Annotated in this window: 12 protein-coding genes and 1 tRNA gene; 5 read left to right on the top strand and 8 right to left on the bottom strand. The window is 73.0% G+C overall.

Going from position 1 to position 19,135, the window contains the following annotated elements; genetic code table 11:
* Positions 1–13 precede the first annotated feature (13 nt).
* From ACIBEI_RS40750 to ACIBEI_RS40730, 5 genes are all read right to left on the bottom strand, one after another.
* Positions 14–3,667: an NACHT domain-containing protein gene (locus ACIBEI_RS40750; RefSeq protein ID WP_398895796.1), complete on the bottom strand. Its 3,654-nt coding sequence runs from the start codon at positions 3,665–3,667 to the stop codon at positions 14–16.
* Positions 3,668–3,680: 13 nt separating this feature from the next.
* Positions 3,681–4,004, bottom strand: coding sequence for a trypco2 family protein (locus ACIBEI_RS40745; protein ID WP_307526300.1), 324 nt, complete (start codon positions 4,002–4,004; stop codon positions 3,681–3,683).
* 105 nt (positions 4,005–4,109) lie between these two features.
* Positions 4,110–5,573 carry a M1 family metallopeptidase gene (locus ACIBEI_RS40740; protein ID WP_398895795.1) on the bottom strand — a complete coding sequence of 488 codons (1,464 nt, stop codon included), beginning with the start codon at positions 5,571–5,573 and terminating at the stop codon, positions 4,110–4,112.
* Entirely contained in the window at positions 5,561–9,436 is a 3,876-nt protein-coding gene (locus ACIBEI_RS40735; RefSeq protein WP_398895793.1) for a Pls/PosA family non-ribosomal peptide synthetase, read from the bottom strand. Before ACIBEI_RS40735 ends, ACIBEI_RS40740 begins: the two co-directional genes overlap by 13 nt.
* Before the next feature lie 307 nt (positions 9,437–9,743).
* Positions 9,744–9,828, bottom strand: a tRNA-Leu gene (locus ACIBEI_RS40730).
* Between the two features lie 167 nt (positions 9,829–9,995).
* Between ACIBEI_RS40730 and ACIBEI_RS40725 the strand changes: the two genes are divergently transcribed.
* The 3 genes from ACIBEI_RS40725 (at position 9,996) to ACIBEI_RS40715 (ending at position 12,829) form a co-directional block, all read left to right on the top strand.
* Positions 9,996–11,375: a M20/M25/M40 family metallo-hydrolase gene (locus ACIBEI_RS40725; protein ID WP_398895792.1), complete on the top strand. Its 1,380-nt coding sequence runs from the start codon at positions 9,996–9,998 to the stop codon at positions 11,373–11,375.
* A gap of 181 nt (positions 11,376–11,556) precedes the next feature.
* A complete protein-coding gene (chpH, locus tag ACIBEI_RS40720) occupies positions 11,557–11,790 on the top strand; it encodes a chaplin ChpH (RefSeq protein WP_398895791.1) in 234 nt (77 codons plus the stop codon).
* A 208-nt stretch (positions 11,791–11,998) separates the two neighbouring features.
* Positions 11,999–12,829 carry a chaplin family protein gene (locus ACIBEI_RS40715; RefSeq protein WP_398895789.1) on the top strand — a complete coding sequence of 277 codons (831 nt, stop codon included), beginning with the start codon at positions 11,999–12,001 and terminating at the stop codon, positions 12,827–12,829.
* Between the two features lie 158 nt (positions 12,830–12,987).
* Here ACIBEI_RS40715 and ACIBEI_RS40710 read toward each other — a convergent pair whose 3' ends face one another.
* Positions 12,988–13,176 carry a DUF5703 family protein gene (locus tag ACIBEI_RS40710; protein ID WP_165340867.1) on the bottom strand — a complete coding sequence of 63 codons (189 nt, stop codon included), beginning with the start codon at positions 13,174–13,176 and terminating at the stop codon, positions 12,988–12,990.
* A 47-nt stretch (positions 13,177–13,223) separates the two neighbouring features.
* On the opposite strand from ACIBEI_RS40710, the gene ACIBEI_RS40705 reads away from it, so the two are divergent.
* Entirely contained in the window at positions 13,224–13,928 is a 705-nt protein-coding gene (locus ACIBEI_RS40705) for a hypothetical protein (RefSeq protein WP_398895787.1), read from the top strand.
* Positions 13,929–14,113: 185 nt separating this feature from the next.
* Here ACIBEI_RS40705 and ACIBEI_RS40700 read toward each other — a convergent pair whose 3' ends face one another.
* Positions 14,114–16,630, bottom strand: a complete 2,517-nt coding sequence (locus tag ACIBEI_RS40700) for a helix-hairpin-helix domain-containing protein (protein WP_398895786.1) — start codon at positions 16,628–16,630, stop codon at positions 14,114–14,116.
* Positions 16,627–17,610 carry an aldo/keto reductase gene (locus tag ACIBEI_RS40695; protein ID WP_398895784.1) on the bottom strand — a complete coding sequence of 328 codons (984 nt, stop codon included), beginning with the start codon at positions 17,608–17,610 and terminating at the stop codon, positions 16,627–16,629. The genes ACIBEI_RS40700 and ACIBEI_RS40695 overlap by 4 nt, the downstream gene beginning before the upstream one ends.
* A gap of 368 nt (positions 17,611–17,978) precedes the next feature.
* Here ACIBEI_RS40695 and ACIBEI_RS40690 point away from each other — a divergent pair, with 368 nt between their 5' ends.
* Entirely contained in the window at positions 17,979–19,034 is a 1,056-nt protein-coding gene (locus ACIBEI_RS40690; protein WP_055613322.1) for an LLM class F420-dependent oxidoreductase, read from the top strand.
* Positions 19,035–19,135 lie beyond the last annotated feature (101 nt).

Here is a 19,135-nt window from a genome sequence, read left to right as displayed (position 1 = left end):
AACCAACAGGTTGTCAGGTGGAGAACCAGCCGCCCGGCTTGATGTCCACCCCGAGCCTGCGCAGCGTCGCGTCCTTCAGCCGCGGGTCGAAGTCGCCCAGTGCGTTGGCCGCACGGACCTGTACGGAGCGGCCGGCCTCCGGTGACTCCGCCAGCTCCCGCAGCAGCCGCAGCCCCTCCTCACGGTCCACGTCCGCCAGGGCGTGCGCGGCGACCACGCGGACCTCGCCGGCCGACTCGACGGCGTACGACCGCAGAAGAGGCAGCCCCGCCTCCCGGTTGCGTCCGGCGAGCAGCGCGGCGGCCCGGATGCGCGGACCGTCGTCCCAGCCCGGCTCCCGGGCGAGCGCGGCCAACCGGGCCTCCCCGTCGGCCGGTTCGTAGTGGGCGAGCTCAAGTGCCGCGCGCAGCCGGTGCGGGGGTTCCTGGCCGGCGGCGCGGGCGATGGCGTCCAGTGCGCGAGCCCCCTCCGCGTGGTCGTGCTGCGCGAGAAGCACCGCGGCGTCGCAGCCGTAGCGGCCGTGCAGGGCGCCGTCGGCGAAGTCGCGCAGGAGGAGTGTGCCCGCGTCCGTCCGGTAGCGGGCGAGGCGGTGCGCCGCCTCGACGCGGTAGCCGGCGTCGACCCGTTCGTCGCGGGCGATGCGCTCAAGGAGCAGCGTCGCCTCGGTCCGGGTCCGGTCGCCGTCCTCGGCCGACGAGGCGAGCGCGTCGGCCGCGTACACCCGGCTGTCCGCGAAGAACCGCCCGTCGGCGGCGAACCGCCGCAGCCAGTCGGTCCCGGCCGTCGGGTCGTGGGCGCACAGCGCGATGGCCGCGTCGACCTTGGCCACGTCGGGGCAGCGCGGGTCCGCGACCAGCGCGCGCAGCCGGGACGTACCCGCGGCGGTGTCGTGGTCGGCCAGTCGGGCGGCGGCCACGGCGCAGTGCCGGGACGGCGCGTCGTCCGCGAACCGGGCGAGCAGCTCCGTGCCCTCCGCCCGGTCGATGTGGGCCAGGTACCACGCTGCGGCGATCCGCAGGTCCAGGGGGTACGAGCCGTCGTGCGCGAAGGTCCGCAGCAGGTCCGTGCCGCGCGGGTCGTGACCGGCCAGGGCCCCGGCGGCGTTGATCCGGTCCACGGGCACCGAGCGGGGATCCGTCGCCATGTCGTGCAACCGGCGCTGCTGTTGCGGCAGATGCGCGAGAGAGGAGTGGGTCCCGCGCCAGTTCCGGACGACCGGGGCCGTGTCGGGCTCCTGCTCGTCGGTGCGGCGCCACAGCAGCTCGAGGATCCGGCCGCGGGTGTCCTCGTCGCACATGCCCTCCGCAAGCAGTGACGCCGCCTGCTCGACCCGTTCGGGATCGGCGGCCAGCTCGCTCGTGATGCGGCGCCGTACGTCGGGCGGATGACGGTCGAAGGCGAACAGCGCGGCGACCCGGGTGTCGGCGTCGGAGAGGGCGTCGCCCCAGGTGGCGGGATCGGTGCCGTAGCGGTCCCGGAGGTGGTCCGCGGCCAGGTACTCGGCGAACGTGCGGTGCAGGAAACGGGGATGAGCCGTATGGACGTCGACGACCACCCCGGTGGCTTCGAGCAGCGCGGTCACCGCCCGGCGCCGGTACGGGTCGCCGTCGGCGGGTTCGACGGGGTCGGCCGGGTCGGCCAGCAGTCCCGTGGCGGCGCCGACGATCGGTGTGCCGTGCCGCAGATACGTGTCGGCGAGGTCGCCGAGGAAGCCGCGCAGCGCGACGGTGACGGCGGCATGCAGCGGGGCCTCCCGCGCGTGCCGCTCGCGCAGCCTGCCCAGCAACTCCTCGATCCGGTCCCGCAGATGGGGTTCGTACGGGCTCTGCCGCTGCGGGAAGCGGCCGAGGAACTCCGCCACGGCGCGGGCGTACAGGTCGACCCTGCGGCTCTGCACGCGCGGTTCGCCGCCCGGGTCGAAGTACTGGCCGACCGCGAGATGCGCGAGCAGGGGCAGCCGTACCAGGTCGAGCATGCCGTTGCCCCGCACATACGCCAGGAACTCCGCCGCCCGCGCCGCGGCCTGCTCGTGGACCCCGGGGTCCAACAGCCGTTCGGGGCCGCCCGTCTGATGGGCCATCACGAATCGGCGCAGCTGCTCCACGGTGAACGGCTGCAGCCGGAACTCCGTGGCTCCGGCGCCGGCCAGGCCGCGCCAGGCGCTGTCGTGCAGGCTGCGCGCGGACAGCAGCAGTCGGCGTTCCATGCCGGGCCCGCTCGCGCTCTCCCGGGCCGCGGCGAGCAGGACCTCCATGACCTGCCGCCAGTCCTCGGGCCCGGTCACCTCGTCGAGCGCGTCCACCATCACCAGCACCCGCGCGCCCGGCACCGGCGGCTCCGCGTCCAGCAGGGCCCGCGCCCCCGGCCCCGCGGCCGACGCGATCGAGTCGTGCCCCACGAGTTCGCGCGCGGCGATCCGCAGCGGGAGCAGCGGCCCGAACGGTGCTCCGTCCGGTCCGTTCGCCCGCGTCGCGCCCCGCCACCACTGCCAGGCCGTGGCCTCCACGTACTCCAGCAGGCTGGACTTGCCGACCCCCGCCTCCCCGGTGACAACGACATGGCGGACGGTCGGATCGGTGAGGAGCCGCTCGACGGACACCGGCTCCCCGGTGACCCGGAGAGGCCCGGCCGGGGCCTGGGCGTCCCGGTCGGCGGTGGTGTCGAGCCGCTGCTGGGTGTAGACGCGGGAGAGTTCGCCGGGCTCGGCGGCCCGGTAGGTGAGACCGCCCCGGTCCCGCACCTCGTCCGGCGCGGGAGCGGCGGCGAGCAACTCGGGCGGCAGCAGCGGACGGTGGCCCCGGCGCCAGAACCGTCCCTTGGTGCCCGGCAGCCTCGGCGAGGCGCTCCGGCGACCGTCCGTGCCCGGGAGCCGCGCGCCGTCACCGGAGCCGGCCCGCCCCTGATCCCGCTCCGGCCGCTCGATCCGCCCGTACGCCCATGCGCCGGCTCCACCGGCCCACCGGATCCACTCCGCCAGCAACGGATCGTCCGCGAACGTCCGCGCGGGCACGGCCCGCAGCTCGGCGACGGCTCCGGAACCGCTACCGGCGTCGGCGGTGACGAGTCCCACCAGCCGGTCCCCGGCGAACAGCGCGGCCCCGGACATTCCCGCCCAGCCGCTGCCGGGCGTCGGCCGCGCGAGCGCGCCGGTCGTGATGACCCAGTGCCCGGACCGCACCCCCGACAGCGGGTGCACCACCCCGCCGAACTGCCGGGACTCGCGGACCCTGTCCACCACATCGTGGTCGGGGAAGCCGACGGCGGTGACCTCGACCGGGTCGGCGGAGACGAGATCGGCCCAGTACGTCGTCGCCCACCCGGCCGACGGCGTCGCCCGGTCGGCGTCCTCGGTGACCAGCAGCAGCGCCACATCGCACTCGGGCCGCCACCACACCGTCACCGCGTTCCGGAACGGCCGCCCCGCGGAGGCGTCCGCCAACGCCCGTACCCGGCACGGCTCGCGGCCGTCGGCCAGCTCGTCCAGCGCCGCCGGGGACAGGGCGCGGCGAGGCGGTGGGGCGCCCGGAGCGCTCTCGCCGACAGGTGCCGTGCCCTCGGCCGCGTGCCACACCGTGAGTACGAGCTGCGGCGTGACGAACCACCCCGAACCCACCACGCCGGCCCGGGGGTTGAACACCTCCGCGACACGCTGAGCGGTCAACGGCACGTCCAGGTCCTCCTCAGCGCGGCTCGCCGTCGACGTCCGCGGTCACGCGCACGGGACCTTCCCCGCCCGCCGCCACCGGGTTGAGCGTGAGGGACAGCCGGTGCGTCGTCTCCGACGCGGCCTTTCCCGCCGCCCCGAACGACACCACTCCGAAGCTCAGTCCGCCGCTGCCCGAACCCTCGCGCGTGATGGCGAGCGCCAACTCGACGTCCACCTGCCCGAGTTCGAACTGCAGCGGCTCTCCGCTGCCGCGCGCCATCGCGGCCGTCAACTCGGCCCGCAACGCCTCGATCGTCTCGGCAAGACCACCGGCAACAGCCCCGCTCTCACTGCCCATCGGACGACCCCCGTGACTTCGCTGCACCACCGTGAACACCGTCCATGATGACACCCGCGTCTCCCGGCACCCCTTGCCCGGGGGAGAGTCGGAGCCCGCCGGGCGCTACGCGGAGTCGGCGTTCGAGGGCGGATACGGCGGCCGCGCCGGAATCGCCGCCGAGGGGGACGGCAACGGCGGCAACGCCGTCTCGTGCAGCCACGACCGGAACAGGTCGTCCAACGGCTCGGTCGCATACCGGGCCACATGCGTCGTGAAGGCCGCCGTGGTGACCGTGCCACCCCGGTGCACCGACGCCCACCCGCGCAGCATGCGGAAGAACGCGTCGTCCCCCAGCGCACACCGCACCGCGTGCAGCAGCAGCCCGCCGCGCTCGTAGAGCCGGTCGTCGAACATCAGCTTGCGGCCCGGGTCGGACAGCCTCAGGTCCTGCGGCAGCGCGGACAGCTTGCGGTGCGCGAGGCGCGCGAGCGCCTGGGCGTCGCGCCCGCCGGACCGCTCCGACCACAGCCACTCCGCGTACTTCGCGAACCCCTCGTTCAGCCAGATGTGCCGCCAGTCGGCGATGCTCACACTGTTGCCGAACCACTGGTGGGCCAGCTCGTGCGCCACCAGCCGCTCCGAACTCCGCCTCCCGTCCACGTGGTTGGCGCCGAACAGGGAGAGCCCCTGCGCCTCCACCGGGACGTCCAGATCCTCCTCGGTGACCACCACCGCGTACTCGCCGAACGGGTACGGGCCGAAGAGCTCCTCGAAGAGCCGCATCATCGAAGGCTGCCGCGCGAAGTCCCGGGAGAACTCGGTGAGCAGGTGCGCCGGAATGTGCCCGGCCTGCGGGACACCGCCGAGACCCGGATCGCCGAGCAGCACGGTCTGGTACTTCCCGACGGAGAGCCCGACCAGATAGCTGGACGTGGGCGCCGACTGCTCGTACACCCATGTCGTCGTGGACGCCTTGGTCGTACGGGTCAGCAGCCGGCCGCCCGCCACCACCGAGTAGGCCGACGGCGTGGTGATCGAGATCTGGTACGAGGCCTTGTCCGCCGGGCGGTCGTTGCACGGGTACCAGGACGGCGCCCCGACCGGCTGGCTGGCCACCAGAGCCCCGTCCTCCAGCTCCTCCCAGCCGAGCCCGCCCCACGGGCTGCGCACCGGCTTGGGGTTGCCCGACCAGTGGACCTCGACGGTGAACGCGGCACCGGCCCGGACGGGCTTCGGCGGGCGGATCCGCAGCCTGCCGCCGCGGTGCGTGTAGTGCGTCGTCCGCCCGTCGACCCTGACCCGGCCGATCCGGAAGTCGGCCAGGTTCAGCTGGAATTCGGCGACCGGCGACCGCCCCGCTATGGCGTTCAGGCGCGCGGTGCCGGACAGCCGATTGGGTCCCGGACGGTAGTCCAGGGCGAGTTCGTACCGATGCACCCGGTAACGGGGATCACCGTTCGCCGGGAAGTACGGATCCGCTCCCACTGTCTGCTGAACCACTGAAGTGTCTGCTCCCTGCGCTGTGCTCGTACGGCGTGCCGGTGTTCCCTCCCCGGGCGCCGTACGGGCCGCGCCTAGGGACGCCATGCCTCGATCGGGTTGCCCAGCCAACGGGTGTCGTCGGGTACGGATTCCGCCGCCATGACGAGGGACGCGGGTCCCAGTGTGCTGCGCGCCCCGACGGTGCTGCCGGGCAGAACGATTCCGCCCGGGCCCAGGGTGGCGCCCTCACGGAGGACCACAGTATCCGTCCGCAAGATCCGGTCGTGGAAGAGGTGGGTCTGCAGCACACAGCCGCGGTTCACGGTCGCCGCGTCCTGAAGCGTCACCAGGTCCGTCTCGGGCAGCCAGTAGCTCTCCACCCAGACGCCCTTGCCGATATGGGCGCCGAGGCCGCGGAGCCACAGGTTCATGACGGGAGTACCCGGCACGGACCCGGCCAACCACGGCACGGCGACGACCTCGACGAAGGTGTCGGCCAGCTCGTTGCGCCACACGAAACCGCTCCACAGCGGGTGCTCACCGGTCCGGTGCCGCCCCACGAGCAGCCACTTCGCGATCACGGACAGGAGGCCCGCGGCCGCCCCGGCGCCCAGCAGCACGACTCCGGCGAGCGCCCAGGCCCAGGCCCCGAGCGCGCTCAGCGCGGCGATCGTCAGCACGGCCAGCGCGGCCGAGCAGAAGACGGGCACGATCCGGCACAGCTCGACCAGCCCGCGCGCCCACAGCAGCCGCGCCGGAGGATCGTACGTACGGCTCTGGTCGCCGCCCTGCGTCGAGCGGGGCAGCTTGACCGGCGGCAGGCCCAGGTAGGAGCTGCCCTTCTTGGCCTTCTTCGGTGTCGCGGACAGCACCCCGACCAGACCGCCGTCCGGCACGGAACGGCCCGGCGCGGTCATCCCGGAGTTCCCGAGGAAGGCCCGGCGCCCGATCTCCGCCCGCCCGATCCGCATCCAGCCGCCGCCCAGTTCGTAAGGCGCGGTCAGTGTGTCGTCGGCCAGGAACGCGCCCTCGCCGACCGTCGTCAGGCTCGGCAGCGCGAGCACCGTCGACACCTCCGCGCCCCGCCCGATCCGCATGCCAAGGAGCCGCAGCCACACCGGCGTGGCCAGCCCGGCGTACAGCGGGAACAGCGTCTCGCGGGAGCGGTCCATCAGCTGCGTGACTGTCCAGGCCTGCCAGCCGATCCTGCTGTGCGTGGGATGCGTACCGGGCCGCAGCCCGAGACTGAGCAGTCGCACGGCGACGAGCAGGATCAGCGCGTACGTGAGACCGAAGGCCAGCGTCGCCGGTACCAGCGCGACCGCGGCACCCCGCAGCGCCTCGCCGAGCCCGGCGTCCGGAGAGACGAAGACGCTCGCCACGAGCAGCGCGGCCAGGCCCGCGACCAGCGGCAACGCGGAGAGCGCGAAGCCGGTCGCGCCGTACATCACGCGCCAGTACGTACCCCGCTGCGGGCGCTCTTTGGGCCAGTCCCGCTTGGCCTTGCCGAGCTTGGCCGCGGGCGCTCCGGCCCACCGCTGACCGGTGGGGATGTGCCCGGCCACGGCAGAACCGGGGGCCACCTCGGACCGCTTGCCCACCCGGGCACCCGGGAAGAGGATGCTGCGGGTGCCGACCACGGCGTGCGCACCGACCTTGACGGGGCCGATCTCCAGCCGGTCGCCGTCCAGCCAGTGCCCCGAGAGGTCCACCTCGGACTCCACGGCGGCACCCCGGCCGAGCTTGAGCATGCCGGTCACCGGCGGCAGCGAGTGCAGATCGACGTCGGAGCCGACCTTGGCGCCGAGCGCACGCGCGTACCGCTCCAGCCACGAGCCCGTCAGCGAGGTCGCCCCGCTGAACTCGGCCAGCCGCTCGGCCGTCCACAGCCGCAGATGTACGCTCCCGCCCCGCGGATACCGCCCGGGCTTCAGACCGCGCAGCAGCAGCCGCGCACCGCCGGCCGCGATCGCGAGCCGCCCCGGCGGACTGAAGAGCAGCCCCGCCCCGACGGCCACGACCCACCAGGAGGCGGTCGGCACCCACGGATACGGACCGAACCAGTGCAGTACGTTGCCCAGCGCGGCCAGTGCCACGGTCCAGCGAAGCCCGAGCAGGGTGAACAGCGGGACGAGCACCAGCAGTTGGACGACCTTGGCGCGCAGGGGCACCGGCGCGATCACGCGGGCGGCGCTGTCGCCCTGCACGGACTTCTCCAGATGCCGGGCCAGCTTGCGCAGCACGGGCTGCTGGTAGATGTCGACGACGGCGGCGCTGGGGTAGCGGGTGCGCAGCCGGGTGGTGAGCTGGGCGGCGGCGAGACTGCTGCCGCCGATCGCGAAGAAGTCGTCCCGCGCCGAACCGACGGGGATGCCGAGCACCTCGCTCCACTGCTCGGCGAGCCATGCCTCGGTGCCGTACAGCTGCTCGGCGGGCCCGCCGGTCTCCAGGCCCTCCAGGGGCCACGGGAGGGCGTTCCGGTCGACCTTGCCCGAGGTCCGGGTCGGCAGGTCGGCGACCGGCGCGAGCAGCGGGACCAGGGCGGCGGGCAGCTCGGCGCGCAGCTTCTCGACGGCCGTCGCGTGGTCCCAGCCGTCCTGGGTGACGACATAGCCGACGAGCAGCTGGTTGCCGCTGCGGGCCGTCCGCACGGCAGCCGCGGCACCCGCGACCCCGGGCAGCGCCTGGAGCGCGGCGTCCACCTCGCCGAGTTCGATGCGGCGCCCGCCGAGCTTGATCTGCTCGTCGGCCCGCCCGAGGAAGACCAGCCCCTGAGGCTCGGCCTTGACCAGGTCACCGCTGCGGTAGGCGCGCTCCCAGCCGAGCGACTCCAGCGGGGCGTACTTCTCGGCGTCCTTCTCGGGGTCGAGATAGCGGGCCAGGCCCACTCCGCCGATCACGAGCTGACCGCTGCCGCCCATCGGGACCGGCTCGCCGGACTCGTCGACGACGGCCAGCTCCCAGCCGTTCAGCGGCAGCCCGATACGGATCGGCTCCTCGCCGGTCATCAGGGAGGCGCAGGCGACGACGGTGGCCTCGGTCGGCCCGTACGTGTTCCAGACCTCGCGGCCCTCGGTGACCAGCCGCTGCACCAGCTCGGGCGGGCATGCCTCGCCGCCGAAGATCAGCAGCCGGACCTCGTTGAGAGCCTCCGGCTCCCACAGGGAGGCCAGCGTCGGCACGGTGGAGACGACGGTGATCTCCTGCTCGACCAGCCAGGACCCCAGATCGGCGCCGCTGCGCACCTGGGAGCGCGGCACGGGCACCAGACAGGCCCCATAACGCCAGGCCAGCCACATCTCCTCGCAGGACGCGTCGAAGGCGACGGAGAGGCCCGCCATGACCCTGTCACCCGGACCGATCGGGTCGTCGGTCAGGAACAGCTCGGCCTCGGCGTCCACGAAGGCGGCGGCGCTGCGGTGACTGACGGCCACGCCCTTGGGCTTCCCGGTCGAACCGGAGGTGAAGATGATCCAGGCGTCGTGCTCGACACCGGGCCGCGCGGCAGGCGTCTCGCTGCGCCCCTCGACGGTCAGCTCGTGCCCGGCGCCGACGACGGCCCGCACCCCGGCCTCACCGAAGACCAGCTCGGCCCGCTCGTCCGGGTCCTCGGCGTCCACCGGCACATAGGCGGCGCCCGCCGCGAGGACGGCCAGGATCGCCACGTACAGCTCGTTGGTCCCGGACGGGACCCGGACGCCCACGCGGTCCCCGAGGCCCACCCCGGCGGCGCTCAGCCGCCGCCGCAGGGCCTCGACCTCTATGGCCAGGGCGCGGTAGCTCAGGCAGCGGTGACCGTCGTCCAGCGCGGGCTCGTCGGGGTAGGCCCGTACGGACGCGTCGAGGATGTCGACGAGGGTGCGGGGCGAGGCGGCGGAAGCGGCGGTGAAGCGGGCCGGGTCGCCGAACTCGGCGCGCACCTCTTCGTCGAACAGCGCTAGTGCGGGTCCTTGCTCGAGGGCTGCCATCGGGTCCTCACGTGTCGTTCCCGGTACGTCCGGGGGAGCCGGCGGGCCCGCAGGTACGCCTGGGGATATTCCGGTCAGCTCCAAACAAGCGTGTAATTTTAGTACGACGCTAGCCCCGGACCTGCGGCTCAGCCATGTGAGGAGGCCCCAGGAGGGGCTGGAGAGCGCTTGCCCCAACGCTCTGACGTGGGGGTACGTCATCCTGACGAGATCTGCCCCACACATGGCCGTAACACCGTCGAGCCAGGGGGCGTGGACAATGAGTGAGGGCCGCGACCAGCCGGTCGCGGCCCTCACTCGTCTCGTGTGTCCGAGGGGGGACTTGAACCCCCACGCCCGATAAAGGGCACTAGCACCTCAAGCTAGCGCGTCTGCCATTCCGCCACCCGGACAAGGTGTCTGTCGCGCGGGTTTCCCTCGCGGCGACGGAGGAAACATTACCAGGCTTTCGAGGGCCCCCGATCACGGGGCGACGGCCCTCCGGTCACCGGTCGGCGGGCGTGAACGACGTGTGACGGGCCTGGTCCGCCCTTGGGGTGGGCAGGGTCCGGGAGGGAGGATGGGGAGACCGCCGACGGGAACACCGCCGGAAGGCAGCGTGGGAGGAAGCAGCGTGAGTGAGCCGGACACGAGCAGGAGCGTCACGGGTGAGGACGAGGTCGTCGACCTCTGCCGCGAGCTGATCCAGATCGACACCAGCAACTACGGCGACCACTCGGGCCCGGGTGAGCGCAAGGCCGCCGAGTACGTCGCGGAGAAGCTCGCCGAGGTGGGACTCGAACCGCAGATCTTCGAGTCGCACCAGGGCCGTGCCTCCACGGTGGTCAGGATCGAGGGGGAGGACCGCTCGCGGCCCGGGCTGCTCATCCACGGCCACACCGACGTCGTACCGGCCAACGCGGCGGACTGGACGCACCACCCGTTCTCCGGCGAGATCGCCGACGGCTGTGTGTGGGGCCGCGGCGCGGTCGACATGAAGGACATGGACGCGATGACCCTCGCGGTCGTACGCGACCGGATGCGCAGCGGCCGCAAGCCGCCCCGCGACCTGGTGCTGGCCTTCCTGGCGGACGAGGAGGCGGGCGGCAGGTTCGGCGCCAAGCACCTCGTCACCAAGCATCCGGACCTCTTCGAGGGCGTGACCGAGGCGATCGGCGAGGTCGGTGGTTTCTCGTTCACGGTCAACGAGAACCTGCGGCTGTATCTGGTGGAGACGGCCCAGAAGGGCATGCACTGGATGAAGCTGACCGTGGACGGCACCGCCGGACACGGTTCGATGATCCACAAGGACAACGCGATCACCGAGCTGTCGGAGGCCGTCGGCCGGCTCGGCCGGCACAAGTTCCCGGTGCGCGTGACGAAGACCCTGCGGCACTTCCTGGACGAGCTGGGCGACGCCCTCGGCACCGAGCTGGACCCGGAGAACATGGACGCGACACTCGCCAAGCTCGGCGGTATCGCCAAGCTCATCGGCGCCTCGCTCCAGAACACCGCCAACCCGACCCAGCTGGGCGCCGGTTACAAGGTGAACGTGATCCCGGGCCAGGCGACCGCGCACGTCGACGCCCGCTATCTGCCGGGCTACGAGGAGGAGTTCCTCGCCGACCTGGACCGGATCCTCGGCCCGAACGTGAAGCGCGAGGACGTGCACGCCGACAAGGCGCTGGAGACCACCTTCGACGGGGCGCTGGTGGACGCCATGCAGACCGCGCTGTCCGCCGAGGACCCGATCGCCCGGGCCGTCCCGTACATGCTCTCCGCCGGCACCGACGCCAAGTCCTTCGACGACCTCGGCATCCGCTGCTTCGGCTTCGCCCCGCTGAAACTGCCGCCGGAGCTGGACTTCGCCGGGATGTTCCACGGTGTCGACGAGCGGGTCCCGGTCGACGCCCTCAAGTTCGGGGTGCGGGTGCTCGACCGCTTCATCGAGGCGTCCTGAACCGCCGCTGCCGTGAAGCGTCCTGAATTAACCCGCTGAAACGACACTCCAATAATCGCCAGCGCGTACGGGGCCGACTGAGAAGAGTGAATGGGCTCATAAGCTCGTAGCCCTATTACTCCCTCCTCGTTACAGGTGATGCGATCCGCGGCTGGGATCGCATTGCCAACAAGGAGGAATAATGATCAAGAAGATCGTCGCCGCTGCTGCTGCCACTGGTGGCATCGTTCTCGCCGGTGCGGGTATCGCGGCTGCCGACGCCGGTGCTCAGGGTGCTGCCGTGCACTCTCCCGGTGTGCTCTCGGGCAACGTCGTCCAGGCGCCCATCCACGTGCCGGTGAACGTCTGCGGCAACACGGTCTCCGTGATCGGGCTGCTGAACCCTGCCTTCGGCAACACCTGCACCAACGTCTGACGTTGTGCCCACCTCATGAGGGCCTGCACCCCATGAAGGCCTGAAAACCCATGAGGGTCTGAGTCCGCGGCCCCGGAGCGCACGCCATGCGCTCCGGGGCCGCCGACATTCCGTGTTCAGCATTCCGCAATTCCGCGCCCGCGCATCCCGGCGCGTGCGCGTTCCTGAAGCCGCACGGCTTACAAGGATCACAAGGCAGGGAAAAGCTATGCGACAGGTCACCCGCAAAGGCCTGATGACGGTGGCGGCCGCGACCGGAGTCCTCGCCGCCACCGGCGGTTACGCGCAGGCCGACTCGGGGGCGCACGGCAGCGCCTCGGACTCCCCGGGCGTGCTCTCGGGCAACTCGGTGCAGGCGCCGGTGCACGCGCCGGTCAACGTCTGCGGCAACACCGTGAACGTCGTCGGGGTGCTCAACCCGGCGGTGGGCAACAAGTGCGCCAACAAGGGCGGCGGCTCCGGTCACCACCACTCCGGCGGCGGTTCGCACGCCGGTTCGCACGCCGGGGGGCACACGAGCAACTCGCCCGGCGTGGGCTCGGGCAACCACGTCCAGGTTCCGGTGGACGTGCCGGTCAACGTCTGCGGCAACAGCGTCTCCGTCGGCGGTGTGGGCAACGCGGCCACGGGCAACGACTGCTCGAACACCGGTGGCGGGCACGGGTCGACGCCGCCCGGGTACGGCGAGCCCAACCCTCCGGGAAAGCCCGGTCAGCCGGGTGACCCCGGGGACCCGGGGCAGCCGGGCAAGCCGGGAGAGCCCGGTAAGCCGGGACAGCCCGGGGACCCGGGCAACCCTGGTGACCCGGGTCAGCCCGGTGGACCTGGTGGCCACGACGGACCGGGCCGGCCCGGTGGCGTGGACCTGGGCTCCTCGAACCCGAACGACCCGGGCGCCCAGGCCGTCTCGCAGCCCAAGGGTTCCGCGCAGCTGGCGCAGACCGGCAGTGAGCTGCCGCTCGGTCTCGCGCTGCCGGTGGGCGCGGGCGCGCTGCTGATGGGCGCCGTGCTCTACCGCAAGGCCCGCGCCTCCGCGTGAAACACCGCCATGACACGGCAACGTGAAATACCGCCATAGCGCGGCAAACTGTGTCATGGCATCACAAAAGCCCCAAGGGGCAGGTGAACACGCCCCCTCGGGGGTCGACGGAGCGGGCCCCGCACGCGCGGGGCCCGCTCCGTTTCAGTCGTCCCTCGTCACCACGTGGCACGCACCTGGCGGATGATCCGCCGGCGCAACCGCACCCTGCGGCTGCCGTCCGGGTGGAGGCTGAGGCGGTCCAACTCCCAGTGTCCGTACTCGGCATGGTCCGTCAGCAGGCGTGTCGCTTCCTTGCGGGAGACCCCGCGCGGCACATACACGTCGACAAATTCGTATTCCGGCATCGCATCTATTGTGCGTGCGGAGGCCCGGTACGGATAGCGTCTGCACTATGTCTGATGCTGCGCAGCCCACCGCTGCCGAGGTACGCGCCTCCGCCGAGGCGGTCAAGGCCGCGCTCGACCGTCACCTGGCGGCGGTCGAGCGCAGGACGGGTGAGGACGACCCGGCCGTCTACGAGGCGTTCAACGAGCTGGCCGCGGCCGCCGAGGAGTACGACGAGCTCCTCTACGACCGCTATGACGAGGTCACTCCCTTCGAGATCCCCGGCACGGAGGACGCGCTGCCGTACACCGGGCCGGAGGAGCCCAACGCGCTGAGCGTGCTGATCCGCCGGGACTACACGGTGGTGGAGCCGCAGCGACTGCTGGCGCAGGCGCAGCGGGTGGAGGCCGTGGAGGAGTCCGGGGCCGCGGCCGCGGGCTTCGACGCCGCTTCGGGCACGGTGCACGGCGCCCTGGGCGTCCTCTTCGGTGAGTTCGAGCCCGACGAGATCGCCTCCCGGCACAAGGAGTTCGGTCTGGAGGAGGGCGACTCCACGCTGTGGGTCACCGCCGCGGACGAACCAGCCGAGGCCGGCGAGTGGCTGGAGGCACCGTTCGACCACGCCGATCCGCATCAGGTGCTGTGCCGCTTCGACGTCAGCGCCGTCTTCGACGAGGAGGCCGGGGTGGACCTCGACGACGACATCGAGGACGCCGTCGAGCCGGAGCTGGACGAGGACGAGGACCTGGAGCCGCTCGACGCGGATCGCTGAGGGTCCCGCCGGTTCGCACCTGTTCGTACCGGGCCGTATCAGTCCGTATCGGTCCGTACTGGTTCATACGGTGGCGGTCACCGGGCGGAGAGCCCGGTGGCCGCCACCGGTGTGTCCGGGGCCCGAGGCCGGGAGCCGGGGCCCGGAGAGCCGGGGCGGGCGCCGGCCGGTCGTCGGAGCGGGCGTCAGCCGGCCGCCGGGATCTGGGCCCTGAGCAGGGCCGGCAGCCGGGTCGTACGCGGCTTCGCGGCGACCTCGGCCACCGCGCGCGGCAGTGCCTGATCCACGCCGTGGACCACGGAGAGGTGCTGCTCGGCGCGGCCGAAGGCGGTGTAGATCCAGGGCCGGGTGAGCGCCTGGGCGGCGTCCCCGGGCAGGACCACGACCGCGGCGGGCCACCGGGCGCCGACCGCCTGGTGCGCGGTGAGCGCCCAGCCGTGCCGCACGGTCTGCTCCACCCGCTCCTTCGGCACGACGACGGGGGCGCCCGCGCACTCCAGGTGCAGCCCGTCGGCGTCGGCCTTCACCACCTGGCCCGGGACCGTGCGGCCCGGCGCGGGGGAGTACGCGATCCGGTCACCCGGGTCGAAGCCGCCGAAGCGGCCCGGGCCGGGGTTGAGCCGCTCCTTCAGCGCGGTGTTGAGCGCGCGGGTGCCTGCCGCGCCGCCGTGGCCCGGGGTGATCACCTGGGTCTGTTCGGCCGGGATCCCGATGGCCCGCGGCACCGAGTCCGCGATCAGCTGAACCGTGCGGTGGACCGCCTCTCCGGCGTCGCGCACCGGGACGATCACGACCTCCTTGCCGGGGGCCGCCACCTGGTTCAGCTCGCCGATGCCGATGCCCGAGACCAGCTCGCCGATGGGGCCGGGGTCGGGGGTCCGCGAGGCGACCTGCGGGCACGCGCGCGCGGCGAGCAGATCCGCGAAGACCCGGCCGGGGCCCGCCGACCACAGCACCCCGGGGTCCCCGCTCAGCACGAGCCGGGCCCCGTCGGGCAGCGACTCCGCGAGCATCGCCGCGCTCTCCACGTCGAGCTGCGGCGCGTCGAGCACGATCAGGAGGTCGGTCCGCAGCAGGCCGTCCGTGTCCCGCCCCGGGCCCTCGGCCCCGGAGAGCAGTCCGGCGACGGTGGTCACGGCCTCATCGGTCCCGGCATCGCCGGGCTGCCCGCCACCGGGATGCCCGGACGCACCGCCGTGTGTGCCGGCCGCGCCGTCGTGCGTCCGGGCGGGGCTGCCCGGACCGTCGTCGGTTTCGTGGCGCGGTCCGTCCGGCGCGCCTGTCTCGTCCTCCGCGCCGAAGCCGGGTGCCGACAACGGGTCCGAAGCCGAAGCCGAAGCCGAGGCCGAAGCCGAAGCCGAGGCCGCGCCTCGCCCCGCCCTCTCCGCGGAGGCCAGCAGCGCGGCGAAGCGGCGGCGGCCGTCCGGGGTGTGGGCGGCGGCGCACACCCGGAGGCCGAGGGACCGGGCGGACGCGGCCAGGGCCGCCGGTTCCGCGCGGGACGCCTCGCCGCCGGTGTGCAGGACGAGGCCGTGGCCCGCGACGGCGCGGATCAGCTCGGCGGCGGAGCCGGTCGCGGCCGACTCCCAGTCCGCGGCCGAACCGTCTTCCTTGGGCAGTGAGTTGACCACCCGGGCGAGACCGTCGGCGAGGCTCTCCTCGGCGAGCGCGTACCGCTCCAGACCGATGAGGACGCGGACCGGACGCTCCGCCTCGCCCTCTTCGCCCTCGCCGTCGTCCTCGGAGTGCACGGGAGCAGGCTGTGCGCCGGGCTCGTCCAGCGCGTCCTGGAAGACCAGGGCGTCACCCTCGGCGAGGGCGCCCTGCACGGCGGCGTCGGGATCGGGCACCGAGCGCTGGGCGAGGGCCGCGTGGAGCGCCTGGGCCTCCAGGGCCGTGTGCCCGGCGAGGGCCGCCTGCTCCAGGAGCCATACCGTGACCGCCCGGCCCCGCCTCTCGTCGTCGGGACCGCACTCCGCGCCGAGCAGGGCCCGGGCGAACCCGTCGGCCTGCTCGGGCCTGACCCCGGCCACGCGCAGCAACTGCCAGGGGTCCTCGCGAAGTTGCGAGGCCGCTCCCTCGCCGAGAACTGTGGCGACCTGCGCCGCCAGCGCTTCCGGGGCGCCGCCCTCGACGAGCACGGCCCGTACCGTGTCGACGGCCTCGGAGGCCAACGGCGCGGGTGTGGCGGAGGGCATGGCCTGGGGCTGGCGCACCGGCGCCGGCGCGGACCTGCGCGGCGCGGGCTCCGGCTCGCTGAAGACGCTCGCCGGGGGCTTCTCCCCGCTCTCCACCGCTCTTACGGCGGCGAGCAGATCGGCGGCCTTGCCGCTCAGGCGCGCCCCAGCCTGGACCGGCCCCTCCTTCTCCGCCTTCCGCCGCTCGATCCGCTCCCGCAACTCCCGCTGCGCGGCCAACTCGGCCTCGGCCTCGGACAACTGGGCCGCTGTGTCGGTGGCGGTGCCGTCGCCGGAAGCGCCGTCCGTGGCGGGGCCTTCCGATTCCGACGGCCCGCCTTCACCGCTGCCTGTGTCCGTCGCGTCCGTCGCGCCCGCGGCGGCTTCCTCGCCGGGGTCGGCAGACGTGTGGCTTCCGACCGCGGAACCCCCGTCGTCCTCGGCCCCCGGTCCGGCCCCGGGCCCCCCGGGCTCCGGGCCGGTCACCGGCTCGGTTTCCTCCGCGGCAGCGGGATCCGTGGTCACAGCGTGCTCCAGTCGTGATCGGGATAGTGGTGCACCGGCGCTGACACATCGTCGAGCGCTCGGCAGATCTCGTCAGGAAGACTAAGGGTCTCCACTGACAACGCGGCCGTGAGCTGCAGCGCATTGCGCGCGCCTATGATCGGGGCGGCCACGCCGGGCCGGTCGCGGACCCAGGCGAGGGCCACCTGGAGCGGCGTCACGGCGAGGCCGTCCGCGGCCGTCGCCACCGCGTCCACGATGCGGCTCGCGGCGTCGTCCAGGTACGGCGCGACGAACGGCGCCAGGTGTTCCGACGCGCCCCGCGAGTCCGCCGGCGTCGCGTGCCGGTACTTGCCCGTCAGGACACCCCGGCCCAGGGGCGAGGACGGCAGCAGACCGATGCCCAGGTCCAGCGCCGCGGGCAGCACCTCGCGCTCGACGCCCCGCTGCAGCAGCGAGTACTCCATCTGCGTACTGGCCAGGCGCGTGCGTATCCCGGGCGCCGCGAGCTGCCAGGTGGCCGCCTTGGCGAGCTGCCAGCCGCAGAAGTTGGAGACTCCGGCATAGCGCGCGCGGCCGCTGCTGACAGCGATGTCGAGGGCCTGCAGCGTCTCCTCCAGCGGTGCCTCGGGGTCGAAGGCGTGGATCTGCCACAGGTCCACATAGTCCGTGCCGAGCCGTGCCAGCGAGGCGTCGAGCGCGGACAGCAGATGCCCCCGCGACCCGTCGAAGCGCCGGTCCGGATCCGGCACGCTCCCCGCCTTCGTCGAGATCACCAGATCCCGGCGGGGCACCAGGCCCTCCATGAGCTGTCCGAGGAGGTACTCGGCCTCCCCGTCCCCGTACACGTCGGCCGTGTCGACGAGGGTCCCGCCCGCTTCCCAGAACCCTTTCAACAGGTCCGCGGCGTCGTGCTCGTCGGTGTCCCTGCCCCAGGTGAGGGTGCCGAGTCCGATGCGGGACACGCGAAGGCCGGTACGGCCGAGATGCCTCTGCTCCATGTGGGCTGAGATTACTGGCCAGAAGTCGGTGTGTGGGGCCCTGTGGACAACAGGGATGCCGTGATCCCCAGCCCGGTCCCTGCCACAAGGGTCTGCCCGGCGGATCACGCCGGAAACGCGGGGTCCGGCACGCACATCTGCGGCGTTGTCGTCAGCCGACGACTCCCCACGCTCGGCTTCGCCCGCGCGGGGCCCCCATCGCGTCGCCTCCTCCTCCGCCTTGCAGGTGCACGCGCCAGACCTCGCTCAGCCGTGCCTGCCAGGCGCCGTGATTTTCCTCCGACCTGATCGGCCGGACAGACCCTGGGCCCACCGGCGCGCTAGGGTGCCGCACAAGGGACGTTACTGATCAGTAAGGGGAATCGGCCATGCAGCTCGGGATCAACCTCGGCTACTGGGGCGCCGGAATGGACGCGGACAACCTCGCCGTGGCCAAGGAGGCCGACCGGCTGGGCTACGCGGTCTGCTGGGCCGCCGAGGCGTACGGATCGGACGCGGCCACCGTGCTCACCTGGGTCGCCGCCCAGACCGAGCGCATCGACGTCGGCTCGGCCATCTTCCAGATCCCGGCCCGCCAGCCCGCGATGACCGCGATGACCGCCGCCACCCTCGACTCGCTCTCCGGCGGCCGCTTCCGCCTGGGCCTCGGCGTCTCCGGACCGCAGGTCTCCGAGGGCTGGTACGGCGTCAAGTTCGACAAGCCGCTGGCCCGCACCCGCGAGTACGTCGAGATCATCCGCAAGGCCATGACCCGCGAGCGCCTGTCGTACGAGGGCACGCACTGGACCCTCCCGCTGCCCGGCGGCCCCGGCAAGCCGCTCAAGCTGACCGTGCACCCGGAGCGCGAGCACATCCCGCTCTACATCGCCGCGATCGGCCCGAAGAACCTGGAGCAGACCGGCGAGATCGCCGACGGCGCCCTGCTGATCTTCCCGTCCGCCGACCACCTGGAGGACACCGCGATCAAGCACCTGCGCGCGGGCCGCGAGAAGGCCGGGCTGACCATGGACGGCTTCGACGTCTGCCCGACGCTGCCGCTGGCACTCGGCGAGGACAAGGACGTACCGGCCCTGGCCGACATGTTCCGCCCGTACACCGCGCTCTACGTGGGCGGCATGGGCAGCCGCAAGCAGAACTTCTACAACCAGCTCGCCCAGCGCATGGGCTACGAGAAGGAGGCCGCCGAGATCCAGGACAAGTACCTGGCCGGCGACAAGGAGGGCGCCGCCGCCGCCATTCCGCAGCAGCTCATCGACCAGACCACGCTGCTCGGCTCCGTGGACCGCATCGCGGACCGGATGAAGGCCTACGCGGCCGCCGGGGTCACCACGCTCACGCTGGCCCCCGCGGGCTTCACGCTGGACGACCGGATCGCCTCGCTCCGGGCCGGGACCGACGCCCTGGAGCGGGCCGGACTCGCATAACACCGCCCGCGGCGGGACGGGAGAGGTTCTGCGGCCGTGGTGGGGGCTCGGGGGGTCTTCCCCGCCACGGCCGTCACGGAGAACAACGCGCCACGGCCCGC

This window comes from Streptomyces sp. NPDC050988 (assembly GCF_044456225.1).
Classification (GTDB): Bacteria; Actinomycetota; Actinomycetes; order Streptomycetales; family Streptomycetaceae; genus Streptomyces.
The sequence above is the reverse complement of the archived record's forward strand: the minus strand, read 5'-3'. Positions and strand labels throughout refer to the sequence as shown.